Origin of the sequence: Dehalobacter sp. TeCB1 (assembly GCF_001707455.1) — a bacterium.
Taxonomy (GTDB): Bacteria; Bacillota; Desulfitobacteriia; order Desulfitobacteriales; family Syntrophobotulaceae; genus Dehalobacter; species Dehalobacter restrictus.
The window spans coordinates 1-2,988 of the sequence record NZ_MCHF01000032.1; the positions used below are offsets into that span (position 1 = coordinate 1).

Genomic DNA, 2,988 nt, shown 5'->3' on the forward strand with positions numbered 1-2,988 from the left:
CCTGAGCCAGGATCAAACTCTCCATAAAAACTATTTACGGAGCTTGATTCAGCTCGTTTGTTTACCAAAAATTCATTGACGAGTCTAGCTTTTAATTCATTCTTGTTGTTCAGTTTTCAATGACCTTGATTTCCTTTTGGCTCGCTGTGTCCCGAGCGCTTAGTTATAATAACAAAGTTACCGGTACCTTTCAAGCATCTTTATCCCAGTTTAAACATCACTAGGTCAAGAATGCTTCGTTTTTTCTACAAAATTCTACGAATATCTAAAGGATAATCATTTTCTTAATTAAATATTCATCTTTATTAATCTTCTCTGGATTTCATGGTAGGAAATAAGATAACGTCCCTGATAGAGGCTGAATCTGTCAGAAGCATGACGAGCCTGTCAATCCCAATGCCAAGTCCGCCTGTAGGCGGAAGTCCATATTCAAGCGCTTGAAGAAAGTCTTCATCCATCATGTGCGCCTCATCGTCACCCTTTTCTCTTTCCAGAACCTGTTTTTCAAATCTCCCTCTCTGATCAATGGGGTCATTTAACTCCGAGAACGCATTTCCTGCCTCTCTACCATAAATAAATACCTCAAACCTGTCCGTATACTCAGGATTTTCTGCATTCCTTTTAGCAAGAGGAGAAATTTCTACAGGATGACCGATGATAAAAGTTGGTTGAATAAGTTTTGGTTCAACAAATTCTTCAAAAACCTCATTGATAATTTTGCCCTTGGTTTCCAGGGCATTAATTTGCAGCCCTTTCTCCATGGCAACTTTTCTGGCTTCTTCATCGGTTTCAATTTGGGTAAAATCTATTCCAGCATACTCTTTAATTGCGTCAAGCATCGGCAAGCGGCGCCAGGGCTTCGCGAAATTAATCTTTTCACCCTGATAAGTAACTTCCTGGGTATGAAGAACTTTCTCCACAATATAAACGATCATATCCTCTGTAAGGTTCATAATGTCTTCATAATTTGCATAAGCCTGATATAGTTCCATCATGGTAAATTCAGGGTTATGCTTAATCGAAATTCCTTCATTCCGGAAATTACGGCCAATTTCAAATACCTTTTCAAAACCGCCCACAATCAGCCTCTTAAGCGGAAGTTCCAGAGCTATCCTCATGTATAACTGCATATCAAGCGCGTTATGATGCGTAATAAAAGGCTTTGCAGTCGCGCCGCCTGCGATCGGAAGCAGCGTAGGCGTCTCAACCTCCAGAAATCCTTTCTCTTCCAGGTATTCACGCATCGTTCTAATAATTTTATTTCTGGTGATAAATGTTTCCTTCACTTCTGCATTCATGATCAAATCAAGATAACGCTGACGGTAACGGATATCGACGTTGGTAAGCCCATGAAACTTTTCCGGCAGCGGTCTCAGCGATTTTGATAGCAATGTAATATCCTCAGCCTTTATTGAAATCTCGCCTCTTTTGGTACGGAAAACGCTGCCGCGGACGCCGATAATATCACCAATATCAAACGTCTTTATCGTGTCAAACATTTCTTCGCCGAACGCATCAACCCGAATATAGATCTGGATTTTCCCCTGAAGGTCTTGAATGTGCACGAAAAGAACTTTCCCTTGATCTCTTTTGGACATGATTCTTCCGGCTGCGCTGACATCCTGCCCTTCCAGCTCATCAAAATTCTCGATAATGCCTTGTGATAAATGGGTTCTCAAGTAATGGTCCGCATAGGGCTCAATACCTTTCGCCCTGAGATTGTCCAGCTTGTCCAAGCGAATACGCATCAGTTCATTAATATCCAGATTTTCCATCGTTTTTTCCCCCAACATCTGTTTCAGTTCAATACTATATTATACCAAACAAGGCTATCCAACTAGTACCTTATCAGCTCTAAAACACATGTAAACCGTTGAGGAAAATTTTCGGATGGCAAGGAAATGAAGGGCAACGCAGTCATACAAAAATTTAACCAGCGGAAACATGTAGATTTAGTGTTCACATAATACCAATACCCTGTAAACACTATCCAGCCCGTAACACCATCACGCGGTATTACGGGCTAAAATTCAGCTTCATTTTGTTGAAATGGACCATTGAACGAACAAATTTTTTAATAGAAAGCAGCAAATAAACTAACGGATATCTACAATTTCATAACGAAGCATTCCTGCCGGAACATTAACCTCAACAACGCTGCCTTTAATTTGTCCAAGAACAGCTTTGCCAACCGGTGATTCATTGGAAATTTTATTGACTGCCGGATCTGCCTCTGCCGAGCCGACGATGGTATACTCTTCTTCGTCCCCGTATTCAACATCTTTTAACAGCACTGTACTTCCTATGGCAACATGGTCTTTTTCATCATTGTCGTCAATGACTCTGGCATTTCTCAGCATTTTCTCGAGAGTAATGATCCTGCCTTCAATAAAAGCCTGTTCATTTTTAGCATCTTCATATTCTGAGTTTTCGGATATATCTCCAAACTCAATGGCTTGTTTAATCCTTTCAGCAACTTCTCTCCTTCTTTGGGTCTTTAGAATCTCCAGTTCTTCTTCCAGTTTCTTCAAACCATCAAGCGTTAAAATGACTTCTTTTTCGGGCATAAAAAATACCCCTCCCTCTTTTTCTTATGAGGTAATTTTTTTGAATCCTTTTATGTGAGACATTATATACACAAGTAAAATAAAATATACGCTGTAAATCTCTTCCTAGCTTTTTAATACTCGTAATTATAAGGAACCTCCATTTTATTGTCAAGCAAATTTACTTAATATTTTGATAGCCGGATTAATGGTCCGGGCATTCCATCGAGTAAATGCCTGAAAACAACGTCTTCATTTCTTGGTAACTTTTGATTTTCATGATCTGGTTCCGGTACTCTGCTGCTTTCCTCATACCCGGGTCTTTGACACTTGCATAAATATTAAAATCTTTGAAAGCCTTGAAAACAGGGCTTTTTTTGTTAGAAAATCGTCAAATTATTGCTATTTAGTATTGAGCAATTTGTGGTAATGTGTTATAATA

The 2,988-nt window shown here is 39.5% G+C and carries 2 protein-coding genes; both read right to left on the minus strand.

Annotated elements, in window-relative coordinates:
* Positions 1-305: 305 nt before the first annotated feature.
* A complete protein-coding gene (gene lysS / locus A7D23_RS09030; protein WP_019226925.1) occupies positions 306-1,775 on the minus strand; it encodes a lysine--tRNA ligase in 1,470 nt (489 codons plus the stop codon).
* A gap of 321 nt (positions 1,776-2,096) precedes the next feature.
* Entirely contained in the window at positions 2,097-2,567 is a 471-nt protein-coding gene (gene greA, locus A7D23_RS09035) for a transcription elongation factor GreA (protein WP_019226924.1), read from the minus strand.
* Between the last annotated feature and the right edge of the window lie 421 nt (positions 2,568-2,988).